Annotated in this window: 24 protein-coding genes and 1 riboswitch; of the genes, 17 read left to right on the top strand and 7 right to left on the bottom strand. The window is 49.0% G+C overall.

Translation table 11 applies throughout. From position 1 onward, the window contains the following. Positions 1-58: 58 nt before the first annotated feature. Positions 59-259, top strand: a complete 201-nt coding sequence (locus QMK20_RS25155) for a cold-shock protein (protein ID WP_044644292.1) — start codon at positions 59-61, stop codon at positions 257-259. A 103-nt stretch (positions 260-362) separates the two neighbouring features. Next, positions 363-575 carry a cold-shock protein gene (locus QMK20_RS25150; protein WP_014278674.1) on the top strand — a complete coding sequence of 71 codons (213 nt, stop codon included), beginning with the start codon at positions 363-365 and terminating at the stop codon, positions 573-575. A 127-nt stretch (positions 576-702) separates the two neighbouring features. On the opposite strand, the gene QMK20_RS25145 is transcribed toward QMK20_RS25150, so the two are convergent. The 3 genes from QMK20_RS25145 to QMK20_RS25135 all read right to left on the bottom strand — a co-directional run bounded on the left by QMK20_RS25145 (position 703) and on the right by QMK20_RS25135 (position 4285). Beyond that, on the bottom strand, positions 703-1716 hold the full coding sequence (locus QMK20_RS25145; RefSeq protein ID WP_134912006.1) for a substrate-binding domain-containing protein: 1014 nt from the start codon (positions 1714-1716) through the stop codon (positions 703-705). A gap of 197 nt (positions 1717-1913) precedes the next feature. Beyond that, positions 1914-3113: a glycoside hydrolase family 130 protein gene (locus QMK20_RS25140; RefSeq protein WP_283653759.1), complete on the bottom strand. Its 1200-nt coding sequence runs from the start codon at positions 3111-3113 to the stop codon at positions 1914-1916. Then, positions 3110-4285 (bottom strand): AGE family epimerase/isomerase, encoded by a 1176-nt coding sequence (locus tag QMK20_RS25135; protein ID WP_283653758.1) that lies wholly within the window; start codon positions 4283-4285, stop codon positions 3110-3112. The genes QMK20_RS25140 and QMK20_RS25135 overlap by 4 nt, the downstream gene beginning before the upstream one ends. A 322-nt stretch (positions 4286-4607) precedes the next feature. Between QMK20_RS25135 and QMK20_RS25130 the strand changes: the two genes are divergently transcribed. From QMK20_RS25130 to QMK20_RS25085, 10 genes are all read left to right on the top strand, one after another. After that, positions 4608-5930, top strand: a complete 1323-nt coding sequence (locus QMK20_RS25130; protein WP_283653757.1) for an ABC transporter substrate-binding protein — start codon at positions 4608-4610, stop codon at positions 5928-5930. A 67-nt stretch (positions 5931-5997) separates the two neighbouring features. Beyond that, complete coding sequence (locus QMK20_RS25125; RefSeq protein WP_283653756.1) at positions 5998-6882, top strand: carbohydrate ABC transporter permease; 885 nt, start codon at positions 5998-6000, stop codon at positions 6880-6882. Positions 6883-6884: 2 nt separating this feature from the next. Continuing rightward, positions 6885-7718 (top strand): carbohydrate ABC transporter permease, encoded by an 834-nt coding sequence (locus QMK20_RS25120; RefSeq protein ID WP_283653755.1) that lies wholly within the window; start codon positions 6885-6887, stop codon positions 7716-7718. Between the two features lie 59 nt (positions 7719-7777). Continuing rightward, positions 7778-8827, top strand: a complete 1050-nt coding sequence (locus QMK20_RS25115; protein ID WP_283653754.1) for a glycoside hydrolase family 130 protein — start codon at positions 7778-7780, stop codon at positions 8825-8827. A 12-nt stretch (positions 8828-8839) separates the two neighbouring features. Further along, positions 8840-9799: an acetylxylan esterase gene (locus QMK20_RS25110; RefSeq protein ID WP_283653753.1), complete on the top strand. Its 960-nt coding sequence runs from the start codon at positions 8840-8842 to the stop codon at positions 9797-9799. Positions 9800-9855: 56 nt separating this feature from the next. Then, positions 9856-9955: riboswitch (purine riboswitch) on the top strand. A gap of 68 nt (positions 9956-10023) precedes the next feature. Beyond that, a complete protein-coding gene (locus tag QMK20_RS25105; protein WP_283653752.1) occupies positions 10024-11208 on the top strand; it encodes an MFS transporter in 1185 nt (394 codons plus the stop codon). A gap of 80 nt (positions 11209-11288) precedes the next feature. Further along, positions 11289-11432: a hypothetical protein gene (locus QMK20_RS25100; RefSeq protein WP_170970742.1), complete on the top strand. Its 144-nt coding sequence runs from the start codon at positions 11289-11291 to the stop codon at positions 11430-11432. A gap of 106 nt (positions 11433-11538) precedes the next feature. After that, positions 11539-13569, top strand: a complete 2031-nt coding sequence (abc-f, locus tag QMK20_RS25095; RefSeq protein ID WP_283653751.1) for a ribosomal protection-like ABC-F family protein — start codon at positions 11539-11541, stop codon at positions 13567-13569. A gap of 261 nt (positions 13570-13830) precedes the next feature. Next, the gene (locus QMK20_RS25090) at positions 13831-14559 is read left to right on the top strand and encodes an ABC transporter ATP-binding protein (RefSeq protein ID WP_283653750.1); all 729 of its coding nucleotides are present in this window, start codon (positions 13831-13833) and stop codon (positions 14557-14559) included. Then, on the top strand, positions 14556-15356 hold the full coding sequence (locus tag QMK20_RS25085) for an ABC transporter permease (protein ID WP_283653749.1): 801 nt from the start codon (positions 14556-14558) through the stop codon (positions 15354-15356). The genes QMK20_RS25090 and QMK20_RS25085 overlap by 4 nt, the downstream gene beginning before the upstream one ends. Positions 15357-15450: 94 nt before the next feature. On the opposite strand, the gene QMK20_RS25080 is transcribed toward QMK20_RS25085, so the two are convergent. After that, positions 15451-16455 carry a cellulase family glycosylhydrolase gene (locus QMK20_RS25080; protein WP_283653748.1) on the bottom strand — a complete coding sequence of 335 codons (1005 nt, stop codon included), beginning with the start codon at positions 16453-16455 and terminating at the stop codon, positions 15451-15453. A gap of 166 nt (positions 16456-16621) precedes the next feature. Here QMK20_RS25080 and QMK20_RS25075 point away from each other — a divergent pair, with 166 nt between their 5' ends. From QMK20_RS25075 to QMK20_RS25065, 3 genes are read left to right on the top strand one after another with little or no spacing between them, the layout of a single operon-like run. Continuing rightward, entirely contained in the window at positions 16622-17854 is a 1233-nt protein-coding gene (locus QMK20_RS25075) for an ABC transporter substrate-binding protein (RefSeq protein WP_283653747.1), read from the top strand. A gap of 16 nt (positions 17855-17870) precedes the next feature. After that, positions 17871-18737, top strand: coding sequence for a carbohydrate ABC transporter permease (locus QMK20_RS25070; protein ID WP_283653746.1), 867 nt, complete (start codon positions 17871-17873; stop codon positions 18735-18737). Then, a complete protein-coding gene (locus QMK20_RS25065; RefSeq protein WP_283653745.1) occupies positions 18737-19561 on the top strand; it encodes a carbohydrate ABC transporter permease in 825 nt (274 codons plus the stop codon). Before QMK20_RS25070 ends, QMK20_RS25065 begins: the two co-directional genes overlap by 1 nt. Positions 19562-19669: 108 nt before the next feature. Here QMK20_RS25065 and QMK20_RS25060 read toward each other — a convergent pair whose 3' ends face one another. From QMK20_RS25060 to QMK20_RS25050, 3 genes are all read right to left on the bottom strand, one after another. Next, on the bottom strand, positions 19670-21364 hold the full coding sequence (locus QMK20_RS25060) for a DUF4179 domain-containing protein (protein ID WP_283653744.1): 1695 nt from the start codon (positions 21362-21364) through the stop codon (positions 19670-19672). Continuing rightward, entirely contained in the window at positions 21324-21884 is a 561-nt protein-coding gene (locus QMK20_RS25055) for an RNA polymerase sigma factor (RefSeq protein WP_283653743.1), read from the bottom strand. Before QMK20_RS25055 ends, QMK20_RS25060 begins: the two co-directional genes overlap by 41 nt. A gap of 316 nt (positions 21885-22200) precedes the next feature. Next, entirely contained in the window at positions 22201-23208 is a 1008-nt protein-coding gene (locus QMK20_RS25050; RefSeq protein ID WP_283653742.1) for an acrylyl-CoA reductase family protein, read from the bottom strand. Positions 23209-23511: 303 nt separating this feature from the next. On the opposite strand from QMK20_RS25050, the gene QMK20_RS25045 reads away from it, so the two are divergent. Continuing rightward, entirely contained in the window at positions 23512-24921 is a 1410-nt protein-coding gene (locus tag QMK20_RS25045) for an MATE family efflux transporter (RefSeq protein WP_283653741.1), read from the top strand. A 429-nt stretch (positions 24922-25350) separates the two neighbouring features. Continuing rightward, positions 25351-26364: a LacI family DNA-binding transcriptional regulator gene (locus tag QMK20_RS25040; RefSeq protein ID WP_283653740.1), complete on the top strand. Its 1014-nt coding sequence runs from the start codon at positions 25351-25353 to the stop codon at positions 26362-26364. Positions 26365-26535 lie beyond the last annotated feature (171 nt).

The following is a 26535-nucleotide window of genomic DNA, read 5'->3' as shown; positions in this document are numbered from 1 at the left end:
ACGCATATTTTTCAGAGGATGGAGCATATTAATACCCGCACAGGAGGGATTTAACAATATGCCAACAGGAACAGTCAAATGGTTTAATGCAGATAAAGGCTTCGGCTTTATCGAGACAGAGGGCCAGGATATTTTTGTCCACTACAGCGCTATCGACGGCGAAGGCTTCAAGACGCTGGACGAAGGCCAGCATGTGGAATTTAACGTGGTGGAAAGCCAGCGCGGGCCGCAGGCGGAGCATGTCACCAAGACCAGCTAAAAACGGTCAGGACGAGCTGGATCAGAGGAGCCTCTTTGCCGCTTCGTTGGGCGGGGCTCCCTTCTAATGGGGATTACCCCATAAAACCGAGGGGGGAATGTAGATGTACAGACGCCAGGCTCCGGAGATTATCCCAGAGGAAGATACGGCGATTTGGTCGTGTACCAACGAGGGTTGCAACGGCTGGATGCGGACGGATTTCACCTTTTTGAGCGAACCGGTTTGTCCGTTCTGCCAAGCCTCCATGGGACAGGAAACGCGGATGCTCCCGATTCTCAATCGAACGGGCAACTCTTTTGTGGCCCAACGCTCCTGAGTAAAGGCGAGTATGTTGACCACGTGTGTAGAATCTATGAACATCAAAAGCCGCTCCAGCGACATGCTGAGCGGCTTTTGGTTGTGAAGCTTTGAGAATAGGGCCAATTGTCCAAGGCATACATCGATCACGGCCTCTCCATGCGCTGCACGGAATCGCGATACACGATGTGACCTTGTACAAGGACCCGGCCAAAACGACTGCCGGGATGGCTTATTTTTTTCATCATCGATTCAATGGCAGTACGTGCCATCTGTTCAATGTCCACTCCAACGGTAGTCAGCTGCGGAACAATAAGGGTGGCATATACATCGTTGTCGAAGCCAACCACAGAGCAATCTTCAGGCACACGGTATCCCAGAGCAATGAGCTTTTGCACCAGGTTGTACGCGACCTGGTCACAGTTGCATACGAAGGCGGTCGGCAGTGGCTGAGGCAGCTCCATATCAACGTATACGCCCTCGTCGTCCCGGTCGCTGAGCACCCACTCGTTACGCAGGGGCAGCCTGTGCTCCAGCAAGGATTTATAGTAGCCGAGGAAACGGTCCTGAATGCTACTGGTGGAGTAGAGATTACCCACATATGCGATGTCCCGGTGTCCCTGGGCGATCAAATAGTTGGTCAGCTCGTAGGCTCCGTAAAAATTATCGGTTACTACGGAGTCAATATCGGCATGCTCATCATAAAAATCAAGAAACATTTTGGGCAGGTCCATGGACTGCACTAGCTCAATATATGGCTTACTCACTTGTCCCAGAAGAATGAAGCCATCCACCTTGCGATCGTAATAGATACGTGGCAGATTAAGCTGTTCTTCGTCCTCGCGATGGAGGATGTGAAGAATGCCGTAGTAGCCGTATTGCTCGAGTTCCCGCGAAATTTGCTGATAGATGTGCAGATAAAACGATTGGCCGGGGCCGGTAAAACGCTCGGGAATGACAACACCAATGTTATAGGTGAGGCCCTCCTTCATGGACTTGGCAGCGGTATTGAAACGGTAGCCCATTTCGCCCGCAAGCGTCTTGATGCGCTCCTTTAGCTCATCGCTAACTCCATCCTTGTCATTGAGCGCCTTCGACACGGTCACGCTGCTAACCCCCAGCTTTTCTGCAATGTCCCGCATCGTTACGTTGCTCTTCATTTCCTGTTCCGCCTTCCAATTTAAAAAAGATCAACATCAGCAGCATAGCCGCCCTGTCGAGAAAAATCAGCAGCATAGCTGTCCTGTAAACATAAAGAGCAGCAGCGTAGCTGCCCAGAGAACAATCATTAGCCTGCGGATAACAGTTGTTCTCTGGATAGTATACATGGTTCCGCAGGCAGGATAAAGCTTGCGGCTTATGACCGCTGCGAAGAATGAGGGCGTGCCTGCAATAGCGCTTCATTCCGCTGAATCAGCTCACGTCGGACAGCGGCGCTGCCGAGTGAACGCAGTGGGTCAGGCGGTGTGTTGAACGTGTAGTCCTCCAAGCGGGCGACGGTCGTTGTTGCCACGTGGATACGGGTATCACTGGAGGCGTAGTAAATAAAGACTTCATTTTGCTCGTTAACCACTGCTCCATTGCAAAAAATAACGTTCGAGACATCCCCGACACGCTCTTCATCATAGGGGGCTATAAAATGCCCGCCGGGCTTGGCGATGACGCGCGAAGGGTCCTCCAGGCTGGTGGCAAAGGTGTACAGCACATATCGCAAACCAGCGGCGGTATTGCGTACGCCATGAGCGATATGAATCCAGCCGCGGCTGGTCTTGATCGGAGCGGGCCCTTGTCCGTTCTTGGCTTCGTACACTGTATGATAGCAGCGCTCGTCAATCACTGCTTCGCTCTCAATCACAGGCTGTGTAATATCCTCGCACAGACCGAAGGCAATGCCGCCGCCCGAGCCGGTGGAAATAAAACCGTCCTGCGGACGCGTGTAAAAGGCGTATTGGCCGTTCACGAATTCGGGGTGCAGGACAACGTTACGCTGTTGCGGTGATCGGGTGGAGATATTCGGTAGACGGGTCCATGTGCGAAGGTCGCGGGTGCGGACCAGTCCGGCCTGGGCGACAGCGCTGGAGGTGTCGTGTGCTGGTGCGTCAGGGTCCTTTTTCTCCGAGCAATAAATGCCGTAGATCCAGCCATCCTCATGCTTCACCAGACGCATATCGTACATGTTCGTTTCGTCCGGGTCGATATCGTCCCATATTAATGGAGCATCGATGAACCGGAACTGGTCAATACCGTTATCGCTCTCGGCCAGGGCAAAAAACGATTTCCGATCCAGCCCCTCGGTGCGGGAAACCAGAATATATTTGCCCTCATGATAGATCGCGCCAGGGTTTAGCGCTGCATTCACACCCAGACGCTCCATGAAAAACGGGTTCGTCTGCTCGTTCAAATCAAACCGCCAGTGCAGCGGGACGTGATGACGTGTGAGTACAGGGTAACGGTAGCGTTCGTAGATGCCATTGTAAAAGGTGGTGTTGACCTCATTCGGGCGTGTAATCAGTTCCTCTTGTTGCGCAAGCAGCTTATTGTATTGGGTATGAATCATTTCGTTCCCATCCTTTCCAGCATTTCGATGCAAAATCGGCTGTTGTGATAAGGGCATTTCCAAGGCCCAGCAACTTCTTTTGGATCAGGCTTGCCATCCGCTTGAACGGACCAGAACCATTCACCTCCAGGTCGTGGATCTACGATATACTGCCGAGTGTAGGCCCACAAATCCCGTACAATCTGTAAGAAACGTTCGTCCTGTGTTCGTTGATACGCATTGTAAAAGCCGACGATTCCTTCTGCCTGTACCCACCATATGCGCGAGGTGTCTACCTGATCGCCTTCCCGTTCGTTGATCAGTGAACCATCTGGCTGAATAGCACGTTCGGCTACCGCATGGGCGATATCCACCATCATGTCTACATATTCCGGGGGATGGTGCCCCAGTACGTTCATAGCTTCCTCAATCAGCCAACTAGCTTCAATGTCGTGACCGTACGAGGTCAGGTCGAGCAGAGAGCGCCAGTCACTGTCGAAAAATACCCCCAACCGCCGGGCGGAAGCATCGTAAACACGACTGTATAAAATGTCCAGTACATTCGCCAGTGCATCTCGCACGCTTTTATCCGGCCATACGCGCAGTAATTGGGTATACGCTTCCAGAACATGAATATGTGTATTCATGGTGATATGCGCAGTAACCCCGTTTTCGCTGAGCAGCTCATTAGGCTGTGTGTTCCACATACGGTCAAATTGTTCACTGTATGCCTGGCGGGTGCGATCATATCCTTTTTGCTCCAGCAGGTGAAACAGCTCCTTAGCTAGTGGCAGTGCATCGGGGTCGCCCGTTGCCCGCGCATATTCGGACAAGGCATAAATGGCGAATGCCTGTGCATAGACGTGCTTGCCTGTGTCGGCAGGACGGCCCGTATGATCTGCCATCCAGTACATTCCTCCATATACCGGGTCTATCAGGTGTTCTTGCAGAAACAGGAAAGCGTGTCGTGCGGCATCCTTATAGATGCGTTCCCCGGTCACACGGGCTGCCGCGGAGAATGACCAGAGTAACCGTGCAGTAGCAATCCCACCCTTGTTCGCCTCCGTATGGATGTGCAGATCGACATCCACCTCACCATAAAATCCACCGTGCGCTTCATCCTTCAACCTTAGCCAGAACGGGAGTATATGATCCTTCCATTCCTGTCTGATCTCATGTAGCAACGTGTCCAAGAGGCAAAACCCTCCTTAGTAAATTATATTAGGTTATCGTTAACTTTATTCAAAATCATAATCACGTATTTCAAAGCTGTCAACTCTTCTGAAACATAACTGTTACCCCAAGGCTAATGGTTATGTTGCAGGGCAGCTGTGCTGCTATCGTTATTACTCTGGGTGGGAAGAACTGTCCGGATTGTATTGAAATTATGAAACTTTTATAGCTCTGCTTATATATTCACAAAATAATAAAATTGACATAGTAAGCGTTATCATAATAAAATGATTTTGTTAGTTTAACGATAACCTTATTTTAAAAAGCAGGAGGGGTCGTTTTATGAAGTTGTCCAAGGTTTTGGTGCCGTTACTATCGGTGCTATTGTTAGCGGGGTTGTTTGCAGGGTGTGCCCCAAAAGGATCAGATACGCCAGCAGCCAGCTCTGATCCGAAGGATGTGGAGGGTGAAATCACGGTCATTACACAACGGACAGACATTGTGGATACGGTGTTTCAGGACTACGCCAAGGAATTTAACAAGCTTTATCCGAAGGTGAAGGTCAATTTTCAGGCATTAGCCGATTATGAGAGCCAAATTAAAATTCGGATGGGCACCAGGGATTACGGAGATGTTTTGCTTATTCCTACCAGCATTCCCATTGCAGAACTACCCGAATTTTTCGAACCACTGGGCACTTATGAGGAGATGAAAAGCAAGTATACCGGCATTGAAGAACGTATGGTGGACAATAATGTCTACGGTATTCCGGTAGCAATGACGTATTCCGGTGTGATTTATAACAAAAATGTGTTCAAGGATGCGGGGATCACGCAACTTCCTAAAACCCCGGATCAATTTTTGAAAGCGCTACAGCAGATTAAGGACAAAACCAAGGCAGTGCCGCTGTTTACGAACTATGCCTCCGGGTGGGCACTGACCCAGTGGGAAGCTGATTTGGCTACAGTGGCGGGTACGAAGGAATATGTGAATGTCACACAGCCGAGTACAGACGACAATTTCACGAAGGGTCAGCCTCACTATGAGCTGTATAAGATCATGTACGATGCCGCTAAAAATGGTCTGATTGAAAAAGACCCGACCACGACGGATTGGGAGACCTCCAAGGCGGATTTGGCTCAAGGCAAAATCGGTACGATGGTACTTGGCTCCTGGGCCATTGACCAGATCAAAAGCACAGCCACCAACAAGGATGATATCGGCTTTATGCCGTTTCCGACAAATGCCTCCAAGGTGCTTGTTCCGCTGGCAGGTGATTACAACCTCGGCATTAACGTAAACAGTGAAAATAAAGCAGCGGCCCGTGCCTGGGTGGACTGGTTTACTGACAAGTCCAACTATGCTGTAGAGCAGGCGGGCAGCATCAGTCCGCTGAAGGGTGCGGAATTGCCTAACATTCTGAAGCAATACGAAGATCAAGGAGTTGTCTTTGAAACGCTCACTCCTTCGCCAAAAGGACAGGAAGGGATTGTCAATAAAATCGACACAAAGGGAGAAATCGGTTTGTGGCAGCCGGACTTCAAGAAACGCATTATTGAGGCAGCGGTCGGTAACCGCCCGGAATCGTATGACACCATTATGAAGGATCTGAACGACGCATGGGTGAAGGCGCGTGCTGAAGTGGCTGCGAAGGAAGCCAAATAGTCATCTGAACTGACGATTAGAAAGGATCGACGTAGCAGTCGATGGACGGATAGCCAGGAGGTGCAGCATGTTTAAATTTTCGAATCTCAGCTACTCCAAACAAAGAATGGCGATTATTGCAGCCTTTTCATTTATTCCGCTGGCGCTGCTGGTCACTTTTGCGTACTTGCCAGTGATCAACATGTTCAAATACAGCTTTTCGGACTGGAACGGCTATAGTAAGCGTCTTGAATATGTGGGCTTTGAAAACTATACCAAAATCTTTACCGACCCCGAGTATTTTTCGGTGTTTAAGGTCAGTCTGTATTACTTTGTCGCTACGTTTGTACAGATGGGGCTGGCCCTTTATTTTGCAACCATTCTCAGCTTTCAAACCTGGTTTAAAAATGTGTTTAAGGGCATTTTATTTTTCCCTTCCCTGATGAACGGGGTGGCCATTGGTTTTATTTTTCTGTTCTTCTTCAAGCCGGACGGCACGCTGGATACACTACTTCAGGCACTGGGGCTGGGTTCGTATATCAAGCTGTGGCTGGGCAACCCGGAGATTATCAATATTTCACTGGCTGGCACGTCGATCTGGAGATACATGGGCTTTAACTTTATTGTGTTTCTCGGTGCGATTTCCTCCATATCAAGTGATCTGTATGAAGCGTCTGATATGGACGGGGCCAACCGCTGGCATCAGTTTCGGTACATTATTTTGCCGAGTATCAAGCGGATTTTGCAGCTGAATCTCATCTTGGCGATTAGCGGTGCGATCAGTGCATTCGATATTCCGTATATTATGACTGGCGGCTCCAATGGCAGTAAAACGTTCGTCATTCAGACGATTGACGTGGCGTTCAAATACAGCAAGGTCGGTCTGGCCTCGGCGATGGCGGTTATTTTGCTGCTGATCGTGATTGTAGTTACGCTGCTGCAACGTTTGCTGATTCGGGGGGAGGAGGATTAACCGTGTATATGCTGAAAAGAACGCTGGCGAACAGCATCAAGTATGCCGCGCTTTTGCTGGGTGCGTTCGTCGCACTGCTGCCGATTGTCGTGATTTTATTTGCTTCCTTGAAGACGAAGGCTGAATATTCGGCAACCAGTCCTCTGACTCCCCCGGTGAACTGGCTGAATTGGGCGAACTACGCCAAAGCCTTTGTGAACGGCAACATGCTGACCGGATTTGTGAACACGGCCTTTATTCTGATCATTTCGATCATCGGCGCGACGTTGACTGGCTCTATGATCGCGTATATTTTGAATCGTTTTAAATTTAAAGGCAAAAGTCTCATGCTGGGTGCGTTTTTGCTCGCAACCCTCATTCCGGGGGTAACGACACAGGTATCGACATTCCAGATTATCAACAAGCTGGAACTGTTTAACACGCCTTGGGCAGCTATTTTGCTGTATTTGGGAACCGATATTATTGCGGTGTATATTTTTCTGCAATTTCTGGATTCCATTGCGGTGGCACTGGACGAATCGGCCATGTTGGATGGTGCCTCCTATCTGACCATCTACTGGCGCATTATTTTGCCCCTGCTCAAGCCCGCCATTGTGACGGTCATTATTATCAAAGGGGTTAATATTTACAACGATTTTTACACCCCGTTTCTGTATATGCCCAAAACAAGCCTTCAGGTCATTTCGACGGCGTTGTTCAAGTTTAAAGGGCCGTATGGCTCGCAATGGGAAGTGATCAGCGCGGGTATAATCATTGCTATTATTCCGACACTTATTGCATTTTTGTCATTACAAAAATATATCTATAACGGATTCGCGCAGGGCTCAGTGAAATAGAACAACGGTTTAATAGAAAATCAAAAAATCAAGTGTCTCGGTGAGAGGAGAGCATATGTATGAGTAAATTGAATGTGGATTTGGATGTAGGTAACGTACGAATTGTGGGAGACAGTCTGCCGGAAATGCCGTGGCAGGATAAGCCTGAAGGCAGTGAGGCTCCGGTATGGAGACATACTGAGAATCCGGTCATTGGACGCAATCCGGTGCCGGGCATTGCCCGTATTTTCAACAGTGCAGTAGCTCCGTATGAGGGGCGGTTTGTGGGGGTGTTTCGGGCGGAAACGATTAATGGACGCCCGCATTTGCATCTGGGCTGGAGTGACGACGGGTTGGCTTGGGACATCGAAACGGAACGCTTGCATTTGGTCGATGAGGAAGGGGACGATTACCAGCCTAATTATGCTTACGATCCGCGTCTGGTCCGAGTGGAGGACACATATTATATCATCTGGTGTACAGATTTTTACGGTGCGGCGTTGGGGATAGCGCAAACGAAGGATTTTAAAAACTTTGTACGATTGGAAAATCCGTTCCTGCCGTTTAATCGAAACGGTGTGCTGTTACCTCGTAAGCTAAACGGAAACTATGTGCTGCTATCCCGTCCGAGCGACAGCGGTCATACGCCGTTCGGCGATATTTTTCTCAGTGAAAGCCCAGATCTGGTGTATTGGGGCAAGCACCGTCATGTGATGAGCAAGGGCGGACAGGGCTGGTGGCAATCAGTGAAGATTGGCGGCGGACCGGCTCCGATCGAGACGACCGAGGGCTGGCTCATGTTCTACCACGGAGTGACGGGCACGTGCAATGGACTGGTATACAGCATGGGGGTAGCCGTTCTTGACCTGGATGACCCATCTAAGGTTAAATATCGTTCCTCCAATTTCGTGCTGACCCCGGAGGAATGGTACGAGGAACGTGGCTTTGTGCCAAACGTAGTGTTCCCGTGTGCTACGCTGCATGATGCCGACACCGGACGGATCGCGATCTATTATGGAGCCGCTGACACGTATGTAGGTGTCGCATACACGACAGTATCCGACATGATGAAGTATGTCATCGCAACGGATGAAGTGGTTGCAGACGACCATGAGTTGGGCCGGATGTAGGAGGGGACCTGAATGCCGGAGGACATGTCTTTACAGCAATTGCAGTCGTATATGGGCAGTAGCCCGAAGCCGCCGGATTTTGATGCGTACTGGGAACGGGCGCTACAGGAGCTGGAGCGGCAGCCGCTGGATTATATGCTGGAGCCAGCCGATTTTGTCTCTCCGCTGGTGGAGTGCTTTCATCTGTATTTTATAGGGGTAGGCGGAGCGAAGGTTCATGGAAAGCTCGTCCGACCCAAGCATAGTACGGAAAGAGGTCCTGCTTTAGCGATGTTTCACGGATATTCTTGTGACAGCGGCGATTGGTTCGATAAAGTGAGCTATGCCGCACACGGGTTCACCGTGCTGGCCATGGATTGCCGGGGGCAAGGCGGGCTGTCCGAGGACAACTTGCAGGTTCAGGGAACGACGATTCGCGGACATATCATCCGGGGGATCGACGACCCGAGCCCGGATCGGCTCTATTACCGCAATGTATTTTTGGATACCGTGCAGACGGTGCGCATTCTGATGTCAATGGAGCAGGTAGACCCTAATCGAATCGGCGCATTCGGCTGCTCCCAAGGGGGAGCATTGACGGTTGCCTGCGCAGCATTGGAGCCACGTGTACGTGTAGCGGTTCCGGTATATCCTTTCCTGTCGGACTATAAAAGAGCTTGGGCGCTGGATGCCACCACGTCTGCATATGAGGAGCTGGTGTATTATTTTCGCTGGTTCGATCCGAATCATGTGCGCGAGGAAGAGTTATTTCACCGATTAGGCTACATCGACATTCAACATTTGGCAGATCGTATTCGTGGTCGGGTGCTATTTGTGACGGGGCTGTCGGATACGATCTGCCCACCTTCCACACAATATGCGGTGTACAATAAAATCGCGTCGGACAAGGAAATGCTCCTGTATCACGAATACGGCCATGAATACTTACCATATCTGTCGGATCACGCCATGAGCGAATTTTTACAGCTTTAGGGGGTTGAACTTCGGGTTAGGCTCCTTTATAGTAATGTCTATAACCTTCGTGATGCGTGATCAATGAATGTCCCATTTGTATAACCTCAATAATATGGTTTGAGGGTCTCTACCAGGAACCGATAAATCCTGATTACAAAAAGTGTACGTCTTGTACATTTCTTGTGGTCAGGATTTTTTTGCGTATATCGAGGGATTTACATGACAGCAAAGGAGCTTATGTAATGAACTTTAAAGTAGTTATCTTAACGATTGCGACCTTTACGGTGGGACTGGTGGAGTTAATTATCGGCGGCGTCCTGCCCCAAATTGCGCAGGATTTGAATGTCTCCGTAAGCACGGCTGGACAGCTTATTATGATCTATGCACTTGTCTATGCTATCGCCGGGCCGACATTATTGGCGCTGACCGCCAGAATTGAACGAAAACGGCTGTATTTATGGTCGATGTTTATTTTTATTCTGGGAAGCCTGTTGGCCTTCTGGAGTCCGAATTATGCAGTCTTATTTATATCCCGTATCGTTACCGCCGCAAGTGGATCGCTGATTGTGACGTTATCGCTGACGATTGCCGTCAAAGTGGTGTCCAAGGCTTATCAGGCGCGGGTTCTTGGTGTGATCTCCATGGGGGTTAGCTCGTCCATCGTGCTAGGTATTCCAGCCGGGGTGCTGATTGGAAATGCGTTTGGCTGGCGGGTGCTGTTCCTGATTATCGCTGTATTGACGGTAGTTGCTATGCTTGTCATGAACTTGTTTATGGAGCGGATTCCGACGGAACATGTCGTGCCGATGCGCGAGCAACTGAAATCCTTGAAAAATGTGAAGGTGATTAGTGCGCATCTGGTGACTACGCTAACGTTGGCGGGTCATTACACACTGTATGCGTATTTCACTCCATTTATGGAGAATATGATGGGCTTGAACGCATCGTGGATTAGTGTCGCCTATTTTGTATTTGGACTTTCGGCTGTTGGGGGCGGTTTTATTGGCGGCTCTTTGGCGGATCGTTTTGGCACAGCGAAGAGTATTTTGATCATTGTGGGCGTATTTATCGCCGTGATGTTCTTGCTGCCATTCTCGGTTCACTCGATGTATGTATTTGCGCCGTTGCTGATCATCTGGGGAATATTGAGCTGGGCCTTGTCCCCGCCGATGCAGAGCTATCTCATCGAAAATGCCCCCGAATCAGGAAGTATTCAGCAAAGCTTCAATTTCTCTGCTCTCCAGATCGGGATTGCTCTCGGTTCAGCCTTGGGCGGTGCGGTAATTGAGAATAGTGAATCGGTTGCCACGAATGCATGGGTAGGCGGGGCTTTTGTGATTGTTGCTTTTGTATGTGGCGTATTTTCGATTACGAGAACCGGAGCATCGCAAGCCGTCAGAGGGCACGGGCACCAATCCATTTTATAGCTCGATACGGCATTCTCCTCTTTTATAAGGAGAGAAACTATGTTATACTACACGCAATTATGAAGAAGGAGGTGAGGTAGGTGAATCACGAGATGCTGAACAACCGTATTAGCCAGCTGCCGATTGCTATGGCTGGCATTATGCATACTTTTCCGTACAACGGGAGAAGTCTGTCCAATTTTAATCATACGGTTGTAAACATCGCGAGAAGACGCCTACCTTAACTCGAACGGATTGCTGTATCATCCAAAGAGTCGCGGGCTACTAGCTCCTGCGGCTCTTTTTGTGTTGCGCGGGTAAGGGTCTTCCTAAATAAAGGAGAGCCTGAACATGTATATCGTGAACGGTCAACAGTTGAAAAAATACCAAGGTGCCAATCTGATTCTGGACGGTGCATCGTTTGATATTCATACGGGGGAAAAGGTGGGACTCATCGGCCGCAACGGAAGCGGTAAAACCACCCTATTACGCCTAATCGCACGTTTGTCCCGCCCGGATGAAGGGCAGCTCGTCATCGCCAAGGATACGAAAATCGGCTATTTGCCGCAAATCCCGGCGGAGTTTGAACACTTGAGCGTGTATGAAACGCTGGCTTACGCCTATCGTGAGCTGAAGGATTGCCGCAATCAGATGAGCGAGCTGGAGCGTGAAATGTCCGATCCGGTAGTAGCTGCGGATGCAGATCGTTTGGAGAAGCTGCTGCAATCGTATGCCGCCTTGCAGGAACGGTTTGAGCGAAGCGGCGGCTATGAAATGGATGCGAATATCGATCAGGTAGCCGACGGGCTGCGTATCCCCAAAGCCATGTATACGCGCAGCTTTGGTTCGTTGTCCGGCGGGGAGAAAACGAAAATTGCACTCGCGTCCCAGTTGATTGGACGACCGGATCTGTTGCTGCTGGATGAGCCGACCAACCACTTGGATTTAAAAGGTCTGGAATGGCTGGAGCAATTTTTACAAGCCTATACGGGCGCGTGTGTTGTTGTATCACATGATCGTTATTTTCTGGATCGCGTTGCCGTCAAGATGATTGAGCTGGAGGATGGCGAGGCGTTTACGTATTATGCAAACTACAGTGGCTACGTCAAGGAGAAGGAAGAACGGCTGCTGCTGCAATTCGAGGACTACAAGGAACAGCAAAAGCGGATCAAGAAGATGAAAGAGGCCATTCGGCGTTTTGAAGAGTGGGGACGCAATGGGGATAACGAAAAGTTTTTTAAAAAAGCGAACTCGATCCGTAAAGCATTAGAGCGCATGGAGCTGGTGAAGCGGCCTGTACTGGACCCGCAAGGGGCTGAGTTTAATTTGAGACTGGAGGACCGTTCGGGCCGACGCGTGCTGCATTTCGAAGAAATGGCCAAAGCCTACGGGGAGCGCCAGATATTAAAAGGGGCTACAGGCAGTCTGGAGTTTGGTGAAAAGGTGGCGCTGCTGGGAGATAACGGTTCGGGAAAAACGACGCTGCTCAAGCTGCTGCTCGGTCAGGAGAGTGCGGATGCAGGCATGGTGCAATGGGGCGCACGCGTGGAGTATGGATATTTGGCGCAGCAGGAAAGAGAGCGGGACAGTCGTGCGACCGTGCTTGTGTACTTCAAGGAAGAAGCGGGTGTGGAGGAAGGCGAGGCACGAGGGCTGCTGGCGAAGTATTTGTTCTACGGAGCAGATGTGTTTAAGCCTGTTAGCATGCTGTCCGGTGGAGAATGGTCCCGCTTGCGGCTGGCGTTGCTGGCCATGAAAAAGCCGAACTTGCTGGTGCTGGATGAGCCGACCAACCATTTGGACATCGACTCACGCGAGGCGCTGGAGGAAGCGCTGGACAGTTACACGGGAACCGTGCTGGCGATTTCGCACGACCGTTATTTTGTGAATAAGCTGGCTGGGCGCGTCTGGGAGCTGGAGGACGGAAAGCTGGCCTCTTATCTGGGCGGCTTCGATGAATACCGGGCGAAGAAGCGGGAACTGGAACACGCCCGCCTCCTGAGCACAGGAGATGCCGGGGCACGCACGGCATCCGGAAGCAGAGCCGCTGCAGGTGGCGGCTCTGGCTTGGGCGGGGCTGCATCTGTCAGTGCAGCCAGCAACAGAACGTCTTCGGCTGCGCGGACAGGAGCGCCTGCCGAAGACGATGCGAGCCGCACGCGTCCGGGTGCGGCAGGTCGTTTAGACACGCCCGCCGCATCCAGCGAGCGGCTGGAGCGGGCGATTGCCGCCAAGGAAGCGGAATTGGCGGCGGCGGATGCCGAGCTGGAGCAGCTTGGCACAAGCAGCGACACGATGCGCATGGCGGAGCTGTGGGACGCGCGTGAACGACTGCAAGCGGAGCTGGACACGCTGCTCGGCGAGTGGATTGAACTGGAGTAGTTGACAGGCTAGTTACTAAATAGAAAACGGTTTATTTTATATAGAGGGTAGCCCTGAGGTAGAACGTTTACTGAAGGGCTACCCTCATCATTTTATTTTACATAAAGAAAGTTGTTTACATTACGCAACATGTGATATTTTTCAATCTGTACCTTAATATGAGTCACTGTTAAGTGAAGTTATGTTGTCAATAAAGATCTTACATATCAAATGTACACGTCGGAACTATTTTGTGATTTGCTTGTGAATGGAGGGAATAGTATGTCGGACTCCTTACTGGAGGTCAGTCAGGTAACGAAAAAAATGGGAAAAAGGAATTTGTTAGATCGTGTTTCATTTAAGCTTCAGGAAGGAAAGATATATGGATTCATCGGACCTAATGGAGCTGGTAAAACCACAATGATGCGAATCATGACCGGACTGATGCAGCCAACCAGCGGCTCTGTAAAGATAGCTTCATATGATGTACAGACGGATCGGGAAAAGGCGCTGTCCAAGGTGGGTGCTATTATTGAATCTCCGGTCTTTTTTGATTATATGACAGGCAGGCAGGTTTTACGAAATTTGTCACGGTTGCACTCTGAGATTGCACCCTCAGATCGGGAGATACATATTGAAGAGTTGCTTACAAAGGTAAGACTGGAAACACGGGGGGATGACAAGGTGAAAACCTATTCGCTGGGTATGAAGCAAAGGCTCGGGATTGCGCAGTCTATGCTGGGGGCTCCAGAGCTTCTATTGCTAGATGAACCGTCAAACGGCCTTGACCCTATGGGGATGCGAGAGCTGAGAGATATTGTGCTTCGTCTGCGTGATTCAGCGAATTATGCCTTTTTTATTTCAAGTCACTTGCTGGATGAGTTGCAGCAAATGTGTGACGAACTGATTGTAATTAAAGAAGGGACACTAGTTTGGAAGGGGCCCGCTGATCAACTGGTTGAGGACGGCCAACGTCTGGAGGATGCTTTTATGGGATTAATGGGACTATGAAGCTATTAATATACAGCGAGTTCGAGCGATTATGGAGACGAAAGTGGTTCTGGCTCATGGTTTTATGTACACCGATGCTAGCCTGTTCGACAGGAGTATATTTTTTGCGCACGATGAAGGTTCCTGTAGAGGTATTATCCTTAAACTTTGTCGTTACTGGTCTGCGTGAGAATTTGTTTTTAGCATGCAATATAGCTGTGGCTGCTTTAGCTGCTGCTGTATACACTGAGGAATTTCGAAGCGGGCAACTGCGTTTGTTATTTATGCGCCGATTTACCCGCGGTCAGATTTTCTGGAGTAAGCTGCTGGTTTTGAATGCTTCTATCTTGCTTCTTCTCATTGCATTTGCAGTATCCTCGCAGGTGATCGTTGAAGTATGGACTCTTTCATATGATGTAAGTGATGCGGGGCTGTCCGGATCTCAAGGACTGCAGATGCTTGAATACTATGGTTGGGCGCTTGCCTCATTAGTAGCAATAAGCTCCTTCTACTGCTTCGTCGCTATGTACAGCAAGAGTGTAACGTATGCCATCGGTGTTTGTATGGTATATAATCTGGGCTCTCTGTTGTTTGATTCGTTGTACTTAAAATGGGCCTCTTTTGTTTCTCATATCCCATACTTATACAACGTAATCACGTTTATGATTATTCCGTATATGCAGCATATAGGATTAGATAGATCTTTAATGGGGAATTTGTCCGTGAATGGAGCAATTGTCACCGTTGTTAGTCTATATCTTATTTTTTTTACTTGGGGCGCATATCGCCGTTTTGTGACCGATGATTATCTGTATTAGGGGGATTTCTCCATATAAAAGTGGAAAAGATCCAATCGACCGCTTGAGGGTCAGTTGGATCTTATTTAACACTAATTCCTCCCGAGACTCTACCTCAGTACACCGAAGCTGTCTTCGAAGTGTTCTTGATACCGTTGGCATCGTTCAATATGATATTGCCCCATGCCGTCGGCGTTTTCCAGTCGCTGCTGTTCACAAGGTCAAGCCATGCGTTCTCGCTGTTGTTGCCCGTCCAGGACCAGGCCAGATAGCCGATGCCTTTGGCTTGGGATTGCTTCATGACCTCATAAGGGTTCACGGTGGTACCCAGATTGTTGTTGCCATTGTTGTAGTTGTAGCCAAATTCGCCCACGATGACAGCCAGCCCCTTATCTTTCATAGCTTGCAGCTCGGAGCCGATCTTGCTGGAATCATTGTAGTTGGCGTACATATGGACGGAGAACAGCAAATTATGGTTGGGATCATGCTGTAATAGCTCAATGCCATGGGCTTTAATCGGGGAAGCATATTGTCCCCAACCGGAGCCGTCGATCACAATCGTATTCGGCAAGCCTGCGTTGCGCAGTGTGGTGATCGCCGTTTTGTAAGCGTCCCGCCATGCGGCATCGGACAGGTTATGGTCGCCCCATTCATTCGCGATATTCACGAGGACATACTTTTGGTTATCGGCCAGTACTTTTTTCACCGCTGGATCAGCGAAATAACGGGCCATATCGTTCAAACGATTGGCATCATTGCTGCCCGTAACATCGTGCAGTTCAACGACAGAGATCAGCTTGAGCTGTTTGGCGCGGTTGATAATTTCCTCCAGTCTTTGTGCTGATCCATTCGTTTGCCACACAATGCGAACGGTGTTGGACTTCGTCGCCGCAATGGTATCCAATGCCTGATAGGCCTGTGTATCGAACCAAATATGAGGGTTATTCACTCCACGCATGACAAAGGTATTTCCGTTCGCATCCTTCAGACTGGTTCCGCTTACATAAAACCCCGAGGCTGCAAACGATGTACCTCCATTCAACAAACCCATGCCGGAAAAAAGCAGAAACACTACAGCGAATACCAGTACCTTTTTTCCATATAACCGCCAATCTCTCACAAACCAACGCCTCCTCCTCTATAGTCAAGTTAATCCTATGTTGAAAATGGATACATATTACACCAATTGTGATGTTGGAATGGCATATCGTTTCTTTTACATAGAGTTCGGGTATTAATTGTCTGGTCGCGCAATAGATTGACATAGGGGAAAAGGAGGTATGAGTATGTGGAAATGGGGCAAGAGGCTGTCAATACTAGCTTCGGTACTTCTAATGGCGATTATTGTAAGCGCATGCAATAAGGATGATGCGTCAGGTAAAGTGAAGATTGAATTTTTCCAGAACAAGCCGGAGGCCAAGGGTTCCTTCGATAAACTGATCTCCCGATTCAATCAGGAGCATCCTGGTATTGAAGTGACACAGGTGAATCCGCCAGAGGCAGAGACGGTGTTATTGACCCGAGTGGTTAAAAATGATGTACCTGACATTGTAGGGCTCGGGGCTACCGACACCTATTCCATTTTGGCGCAGAGCGGTATTTTTACGGAATTGGCGAATACGGATCTGCCGCATACCGTGGACCCCATCTACCTCAAAATGCTCAAGGATGTGACCGGGGCCGATCCGGTGTACGGAATTCCTTACGCTGCCAATGCGAATGGTGTGATGTACAACAAAACACTTTTTAAGGAAATGGGATTACAGGTGCCCAAAACGTGGGATGAGCTGATCCTAACGGTACAAAAGATCAAGGCTGCTGGCAAAATCCCGTTCTATTTTACATATAAAGATGATTGGCAGACGAACCTTCCCTTCAATGCACTTGGTCCGAATCTGGTGGGCATTGATTTTTTCCTGCAACGACGTGCAAATCAGGTCACCTTTCAGGACAAGTACCGCAAGGTTGCGGAAAAGCAGCTGGAGCTGCTGAAATATGGACATGGCGATAATTTTGGCAAAAACTATGCGGACGGGAACCGTGCCTTTGCTAATGGACAGGGGTTTATGTACATCCAGGGCTCATGGGCGATATCTGAAATCCGCAAGGCGAACCCGAAGGTGGAGCTTGGGTTCTTCCCGTTACCAACAGGGAACGATGAACAGGCGGTCAAGCTGGTGTCTGGTATAGATACACTGTTAGCCGTTTCGGAGAGCACTCCGCATAAAAAAGAGGCCGAGGAGTTCATTGCCTTCCTGCTGAAGCCGGAGAACAGCAAGCAGTACATTACAGAGCAGACGCTGTTTTCAGCGGTGAAGGGAGTCACGCAGGATGATCCGAGTGTAGCGGAGCTGCTGCCGTATTTTAAATCCGGGCGTGTCATTGATTTTGCCGATCATTATATTCCGAAAGCCGTACAGTTAAACTCCATTGTGCAGGCCTTCCTGCAAAACGGAGACATCGACGCTTATTTGGCGAAGCTGGACAGTGAATGGAATAAGGTAGCTAACCGCCGATAGGGGAGGAGGATAAGACATGAATAAGCGACTAACGGCTTTCTATTGGATGACCATGCCGGCTGTCCTGTTGTTTTTTATATTTTTGACATTGCCTGCTTTGCAGGGCTTTTATTATTCGCTCACGAACTGGAACGGCTTTGGTCATCAATATCACTTTGTCGGGTTCAAAAACTATGTCAACCTGTTTCAGGACGATAATGTGGGGAACGCATACTGGTTTACCTTCAAGTTTGCCATTGTGGTCACGATTGCGATTAACGTCCTTAGTTTGCTAATTGCGCTGGGGCTGAATGCTAAAATACGGTTCCGTAACTTTTTCCGGGGTATTTATTTTTTGCCTAATATTTTGAGCGTGCTGATTGTCGGGTACATATTCAATTACTTGTTTTCGAACGTGTTTACGATTTGGGGGCAAAATTTAGGCATTACCTTTTTATCGACCAACATTTTGGGCAGCGAACAGTTGGCTTGGGTGGGGGTTGTGATCGTAGCCGCATGGCAGGGCATTGCCTTCAATACGATTCTCTATCTGGCCGGGCTGCAAACCATCCCGACAAGTCTGTACGAGGCATCCGATCTGGACGGTGCAGGCAAATGGCGTGAATTCTGGAGTATTACGTTTCCGCTGATTGCCCCGTTTTTTACGATCAATATGGTATTGGCGATGAAAAATTCCCTCATGGTGTTCGACCAAATCGTGGCCTTGACGAACGGTGGACCGGGGCGGGCGACACAGTCGATATCACACTTGATCTATACAGGGGGCTTTAGAGGCGGGGAGTTTGCTTATCAGTCGGCTAACTCTGTCATTTATTTTATTGTGATTGCGATGATTTCCATCTTGCAGCTACGATTCCTCCAGAGAAGGGAGATGGATAACTGATGAAAATGAGCAGACATACCAACTGGCCTGCACTGCTTCTGGTGACGTTGGGAACGATATTTATCCTGTTTCCCCTCTATATGACGGTGACGATTGCGCTTAAAAATCCTGAGCAGATGGCGCATTCTGCCTTTGCTTTTCCGACCGAGCTGCATTGGGAAAATTTTAGTCGTGCGGTGGAAATGACCAACTTTTTCAGCGCTTTTCAAAATAGTGTGATGGTCACGACATCAACGGTAGTGCTGACGCTGTTGACCAATTCCATGGTCGCTTATGCAATTTCGCGTAATATGCAGCGGCGCTTTTTTAAAGGATTATATTTTTACTTTGTGAGCGCCATGTTCATTCCGTTCCCGATCATCATGCTGCCGATTGTTAAATTGGCCTCGGGACTTCATATGACCAATCTGTTTGGTCTGATTATGCTGCATACGGTGTACGGGCTGGCGTTTAATGTGTTCGTCTATGTCGGCTATATCCGTTCCATTCCGGTGGCGCTGGAAGAGGCGGCTACAGTAGACGGGGCGACGACATGGGGCACGTTCTGGCGAATTATTTTTCCGTTGATGGCACCAATTAGTGCTACCGTTGGGATACTCACCTGCCTGTCCACCTATAACGACTTTCTGCTACCGCTCATTATTATCAGCGATCCGGAGCAGTATACGTTGCCGCTCGTTCAGTATGTGTTCCAGGGGCAGTTTAATACAGACTTCAATCTGGCCTTTGCCTCGTACCTGATGGCCTTGCTGCCAATGATTATCGTCTATTTTATTGCACAAAAATGGATCATCAACGGCGTTACGCAAGGCTCCGTGAAGTAAGTGAGAATAGAATAACTCCAACCACATCGCAGCTTACTGGGAAAAATAAAGGTGTCCCATATACCGCAGCTCACACAGGTATATGGGACACCCTTTTTTATAGTATTGCTATTTAGATGCTTCGCTTTGAGTCGTCAGAGGCTGTAAGGGTACAGTAATCTCTGCTTCTGGTTCGTCTGTTGTATAGAAGAACATATAGATAGAAGCCTCGGTTCCCTTGAAATTCTTATAGACATCAACCGCTTTGTTATTGCCGTCCCCTGTAAAATTAGCCGAGATCGGTTTACCCAAAATCCGTTCTTTACCCAGGCCAATATGAGTCTGGTTGATCCCGCCAAAACGAGCGTCCTTGCTTTCAGTTTCTACGAACAAGTCCGCCCCTTGCTTGTAGTAGGTCCACTTCACAGGATAACCGCCGATTTGTGTAGTTAGCGTCTGTTTTTGTTCAGAAATATCCTTTAAACGCTGTGGCGTTTTGTCATCCGAATGGATCGTAACCTTATATTTCCCTGTAAACGTAATCGGTGTATCCTTGGCAATCACAAGATCGGAGGGTCGTTCAAAACGGAGGGTGGTCAGATCAGGAGTGCTACTGGGTGATGACCATTTGTTACCCTCCAACGTTTTACCGTTTACGGAAAGGAAGTATTTTTGATAAGGTATATCGGCGAATTTCTTCTTGCCTCTGATCGTGAGACGGATTTGCGTAGGTGTGACAACCATCTCTTCCATTGTGAAATTCGGATTTCCTTTCTCCAAAGGAATATTCAGGACGGTTTTAATGGTTCCGCTCTCCATTTGTTTTTTGCTAAGATGGAGATCAAAATTTATCGGTTCATCTATACTTTTCTCGGTTTTGGCATATTGCAGCTTGTAAGTAATTTGCCCTTCCGGTACATGTTCTCGGATAAAATATTGCTGTGCTGTATACTCCCCGTTATCTCCGGGTTTGCCAAAAGCCCCTCCAGGCTGCGACATCACAGGCTCTCCGCCTTTGTAGGCAATGATTTGCGGATTATCCCATCTCTTGGGTATCGACGAATCGAAGGTAATCGCCGAGGACAGCAACAGTTTATCCTTCCCTTGTTCAAATACCTGCACCTTCATATCTTGTAAACCGTCACGATCCAGTGTGAAAGTTTGTATTTTGGGAGATTGGATATCAAGCGGTAAATCCAACTCCTGTATGCTGTCAAGCTCTACATGTTCTACGGTCAGCCGCATGTTCTCTGTGTCCTGCTGCGGTGTCCAGTCACTTTCAAAGTACCCGTTGTACCGTTGATTTTTCGGGTCCCATTGTTGAAAGTTATACTCCCCTTCACTGTTTTTCCCCGTGGCGTTTTTAAGCGTTATGCCTTTGACATTCCAAAACTCGTTGTCTTTACTTTTTGCCACATTCAAGCTGTACAGGATCACGGTCCGGTTCTCATCCACAATAGCCGTATGCAGCGTCAGTTTCACTCCATCTCTGGTGATGGACTGCTCTAGTGGCTGCCCAAGGTCTTGATTTAGTGCCGTCTGAATGCCGCTTCTTCCGTGTAGCAAATTGTCCCAATTATAATGGATGGCGGCATAGACGGGAACAGCAATGAGAAGTGCGCTCAGAGAAGCAGCGATAGCTATTTTGCGGCAATTTATGTTTCGGCGTGGAGTAACTGATTCGACTGAATCGTAAGCATTTGTTAAAGTGGAGGCAGTCTGTCCTGCCTGTTCCATCCGATCCCACATCTTCTCGAAGTCAGGATAGGCAACTCCCGAATCATCATTTAATTTGCGCTTCAATGCCTGTTCTACTTTTTTCATAGTTCTCTCCTTCCAGCTCGGGAATCTGTGCGCCTGTATCCCTCAGTATTCGCTCCATTAGCCGAAGCCCTTTGTGTGTCCTTGATTTGACGGTTCCCAGCGGGATTGTCAGCAACTCGGATATTTCCGCCAGCGTGAAATCATGCATATATCGGAGTGTTAGCACAGCGCGGATTTTGGCCGGAAGACGATTCATATAAACAGCCCATTCCTCTGCGGATTCGCGGTCCTCCACCAGCCTGTCTACGGGCTTGCTTTCGGTCCCGGTGAATAAATAGGGATTAGCCGACACCTTCATATGCAAGCTGTTTCGGCGTTTAAGGTAATTCAGACAATGGTTTACTGTAATTTTCATAATCCAGGCCTTTAGGTGTTCGATATGTTCGCGATTGCTGCGAAACAAAGTGATAAACACTTCCTGAGTTAAATCTTCTGCATCCGATGCATTATGTACCATATAGTAGCAGGTCCGGTATACATCCCGTTGATACAGATCAAACAAATCTCGATTGCTCTCCAATATGTGCCCTCCTTTCCTGTGCAGGTTACCTGTATAACAACTGCCGCTCCAAAAAGGTTCATTTGTTGTGAAAATTAAACGTCTGCGTCGATGTATTTCGCTTTTCTTCAAATGTACCATGTTTTTTTTGTGCCATTATTTTCAGGTTGCTTGCTCATCCATTAATGATGTAATGGTAAAACGCAAAAGAAGCCTGTGAATCTCAAAAACTGCAGATTTACAGGCTTCTTATATTTTCCGAAGTTTTAGACACGAAGGAATGAACAGTCCTTTACGCGGAAGTACATTGACGGGCAGCGTGCGGATATACTTCCGCTTAGTCAGCCAGCCGCACGAGCGTTCTGCCCTGTGAGCGGGCCGCCAGGATGTCCTCCAGCGCGTTTGGAAGGTCAGCCAGCCCGATTTCGCGCTCGACAAGCTGCTCCAGTTGTTTCGGCTTCCAGTCGCTGCCGAGCCGCTTCCAGATCGCTACGCGTGTTTCATAAGGGCAGAAGACGGAGTCTATGCCCAGCAGGCTGACACCGCGCAAGATAAACGGCAGCACCGTGGTAGGCAGCTTGGTGCCTGCCGTCAGACCGCTCACGGCAACGGAGCCGTTGTAGGCGATCTGGCTGAGCAGCGAAGCGAGCGGCTTTCCGCCTACGGGATCAATAGCCGCTTGCCAGAGCTGCTTGCCCAGCGGGCGGATGCTCTCCGCGCCGTCGTAGACCTCATCGCGGGAGATCAGCTCAGCCGCTCCGAGCGCCTTGAGGTAGTCGTGCGCCTCGGCTTTGCCGCTACTGGCTACAACATGGTAGCCCCTATTGCCCAGCAGGGCAATCGCGGCTCCGCCTACGCCCCCCGTTGCTCCGGTGACGAGCACCTTGCCCTGATCCGGCGTAACGCCGTTTTGCTCCAGCCGATGCAACGATAGGGCCGCGGTAAAGCCGGCTGTCCCATAAATCATGGCTTCTCTTGGCGTAAGTCCATCTGGAAGAGGAACCACCCAGTCCGCAGGCACACGCGCATATTCGCTGAATCCCCCGAATTGAGACACACCGAATCCGTATCCGGTAACGAGAACGGCTTGTCCTTCGCTGAAACGGCTATCCTCCGAAGAGACGACGGTTCCCGAGCAATCTATGCCGGGCACGAACGGATAGGCTTTGACAATATTGCCATCCTTGCGGGCGGCAAGCCCGTCTTTATAATTGATGCTGGAATAAGCGACACGAATCAATACTTCTCCAGCAGGTAAACTGCCAGTTTCCAGAGAGCGTACCTCTGCTTGAACTTCACCGTCCTGCGTCTGATCAACGACAAGGGCTTGAAATGATTGAGTCATTTGTAAAAGCCTCCTTTATTGCAATATAAGCCTTTGATGGCGGAACATTTTAGTATACTTCACAAATCGTGCATAAGCAGTATACAACCATCCGCGCAGCCTGTCAGCGGCAATGCTCACAGGCCCATATTCTATTTTACCCTTCTGCGTTTCAATAAAGTTCGATAATCAGTTGTGAAGAAGGTGATAAATGAATTCTTACGCGTTTTGCAAATCATTTTACACAAACGGGATGTATTTTCAGAAAGACTGTGCTAACATACCCTTTGTTCGTTAAATAATTCTATGAAGAAAGGTGAATGAATGACAACCAGAGCACTAAAAAAAGGGTCGGTATTGTCCGAAGCCAAGGAACTGAATTTGTTCCATTTGACATGGCCCATTTTCCTCGAATTGTTCCTGTTTATGCTGATGGGCAGCGTCGATACGTTCATGATCAGTTCTGTATCTGATAATGCCGTGTCGGGTGTAGGCGCGTCCAACCAAATTATTTCAATTGCCATCCTTGTACTGGAGGTTATCGGCAACGGCGCTGCTATCGTCGTAGCTCAATATATCGGTTCTAAGAAGCTTGTCGAAGCGGCCCAGGTTACGGGTACGGCCATTACCTTGAATTTGATGGTAGGTCTTTTGCTTAGCGTGATTTTTCTTGTATTTGGTACTCATATGCTGCAATGGCTTAACGTCCAGGGAGATATTCTGGTTTATGCAGAATCCTATATGAGTATCGTCGGGGGTGCCATTTTCCTTCAGGCATTGATCAACGCGCTGGCGGCGACGATTCGTACACATGGTTTTACCAAGGAAACGATGTATGTATCCATGCTGATGAACGTGATCCACGTGGTCGGTAACTATGTTTTGATTTTCGGACATTGGGGAATGCCTGCGCTCGGCGTAGAGGGGGCAGCTATTTCTACGGTGGGAAGCCGTTTTGTGTGTCTCCTGATTTTCTTCTGGCTGATGTACCGCGTAACCGAGGTGCGTGTCGAGTGGAGATATTACGTTCAGTTGTCCAAAAAGTTTATCGCTAAAATTTTGCGCATTGGTGTACCCTCCGCGCTGGAGTCCATCATGTATCAGTCGTGTCAGCTCATTTTCACTCTGTACGTGACCTATCTGGGCGCAGAAGCGATGGCGACCCGTCAATATGCCAATAACATTTCGAGCTATATCTACTTGTTCAGTATGGCGGTCGGTATGGGTACGGCCATCGTGGTCGGAAGACTGGTCGGAGCCAGACAGAAGGATACAGCCTACAAACGTGTAATGAGTAGTGTAAAATGGGCGCTCCTCGTGACCGTTGTTATTGATGTGATTATTATCTTTTTCCGCGTGCCATTGCTCAGCTTGTTCACCGAAAACCCTGAGATTATTCGCTTGGGAGCGCAGGTGATTTTACTTAGCATTCTGTTGGAAACCGGTCGGACGACGAATATTGTTATTATTAACTCGTTGCGTGCTGCTGGAGATGCCAAGTTCCCGGTCTTTATAGGACTGATCTCCATGGTCTGCATGAGCTTGCCACTCGGTTATCTGCTTGTGTTCAAGCTGGATATGGGACTCGCTGGTGTGTGGTTGGCGATTGCCGCAGATGAATGGACTCGTGCCTTCATTATGTATGCCCGCTGGAGAAGCCGTTTGTGGGAAAAGCATGCGCTGGTGGAGCACGATACACCAGATCAGCCAGCAACCCCAATTCCGGTACACTGATTCGAGGATCATTTATGATTATGTAGAGGCAGTTCAAGAGAGCATCTTGAACTGCCTCTTTTTTGCTGCATGGAGAGTAAATAGTAGTTTTATAAGCTGATTTAAAAAAGGTACATGGAAAACGGAGTAGGCGGAATGGTGCTGTACAAGCGAAGCGGTCGCTTTAAAAGCTTTCGTAGGAAAGCTCGCTTCGGAAGCGTTACATCCCCGGATTTCTACTCTGATCATAGGATTAATTCCAGAAATCCGGGGGCGGTGGCGATGGGAAGCACCATCCGTCTGCGCAGTGGCACGATAGGTAACTTTTAAGTTCAGATTATATAATCATGGTATTCATAAATAGAAGTATGGTAAATTTACTAAAAAAAAGATATACTTTTGTTGCACTAATGCAGTGCATGCAGTACATGAGGGACAAGGAGCGTATCCATGAAGAAACCGACGATTGAAGATGTTGCCCAGAAGGCGGGAGTGTCTAAAAGCACCGTCTCGCAATTTCTGAACAAACGATATAAATACATGAGCGACCAGACCAGAGACCGGATTGCCGAGGTCATTCGGGAATTAAATTATCAGCCCAACGGGCTGGCCCGCAGTTTAAAACAGAACCGGACGTTTATGGTGGGTGTCATTGTAGCCAACATTGATTACACGCTGTCGATCCAGTCCATTCGGGCTATTGAGGAGGAATTGCAGCGTTTTGGCATTCAGGTTATCATCTGTAACGCCGACGAAAACCCGGACAAGGAGAGCCAATATATTGAGATGCTCAAGGCTCGTCAGGTGGACGGATTGATTATTTTCCCGACAGGCAAGCATGCGGATATTTACAACCAGCTCATTCGTGAAAAGTACCCGTTGGTGTTTTTGGATCGTCTGGTAGACGGTGTGAACACGCGCAGCCTGTTGCTGGATAACGAAATGGCGGTCAAGCTGGCGATTCAGGAGCTGGTGGCCCATAAGCATGAACGGATCGCGCTGATTACCCTGCCGCTGGGACTGAACCGGATTACTCCAAGGGTAGAGCGGTTGAGCGGGTACAAAAAGGCGCTGGAAGAGCGTGGCTTGCCCTTTCGGGAAGAGTACATGCGCAGTGTGCCGAAGGAGGATATCCAGCAGACGCTGGAGGAGCTATTTCAGTTGCCAGAGCCGCCGACTGCGCTGTTGGCCGGGAACGATATCGTGCTGGCAGAGGTGCTGAAATATGTGAATGCCCGACGTAAACGCATTCCGGCCGAGCTGTCCATTATCGGAATTGACGATGCAGAGTTTGCCCATATTTACAATCCACCGATTACGACCATTACGCAGCCGATTGCGGATATGGGAAAGCAGGCTGCAAAGACGCTGTTGTCCAGCATCGAGGAGGGCGGCGAATCGGTTCCGATCATTTACCGCTTTGTGCCTGATTTAAACCGGGGTGAATCCGTCAAAACGTTGTAGGTGAACCTCTAATATCACATCATAAGAAATAACCCGTATTCCTGTCTGCGTTATAAGCCTGCATATACTTGCTCAGGCCGCGCATAAGTGAATACGGGTTATTTGAGTTATCTCCGAAGCTTCCTAACTCACCCTTGTTGAGCTTGTGGAACCAGCGATGAAGGAAAAGGC

This window comes from Paenibacillus sp. RC334 (genome assembly GCF_030034735.1).
In the GTDB taxonomy this organism is placed as follows: Bacteria; Bacillota; Bacilli; order Paenibacillales; family Paenibacillaceae; genus Paenibacillus; species Paenibacillus terrae_A.
Note: the sequence above shows the minus strand (reverse complement) of the source record. Positions and strands in the feature narration are given on the sequence as shown.